Here is a 253-nt window from a genome sequence, read left to right on the forward strand (position 1 = left end):
GATAGCGACCCGCCATGCGGTGGCTCGGCTGCGTTCGGGTATGCGAAGGGATGTTGTATGAGTTTTCTGGGCTTTGATGAACGTTGGGCGGCCTACCTAAAAGTCGCGGAAATTAACCTTGGCGCTGCCGCGCGCATGCACGGCGGGCGGATCGCCGCGGTGCATCGTGGCGCTGTCGAGGTGCTCCTAGTTGCTGATGCCGCTGCTCCGGACGGGCCAGTAGGTGCCACTGCTGGTGCACCAGACGGAGCGT

General features: G+C 63.2%; 1 protein-coding gene. It reads left to right on the top strand.

Annotated elements, in window-relative coordinates:
• Positions 1-57 precede the first annotated feature (57 nt).
• On the top strand, positions 58-253 hold a 196-nt coding region (locus QP442_RS08530; protein ID WP_285069810.1), incomplete at its 3' end, for a hypothetical protein.

Origin of the sequence: Pauljensenia sp. UMB1177 (assembly GCF_030217965.1) — a bacterium.
GTDB classification, from domain to species: Bacteria; Actinomycetota; Actinomycetes; order Actinomycetales; family Actinomycetaceae; genus Pauljensenia; species Pauljensenia turicensis_A.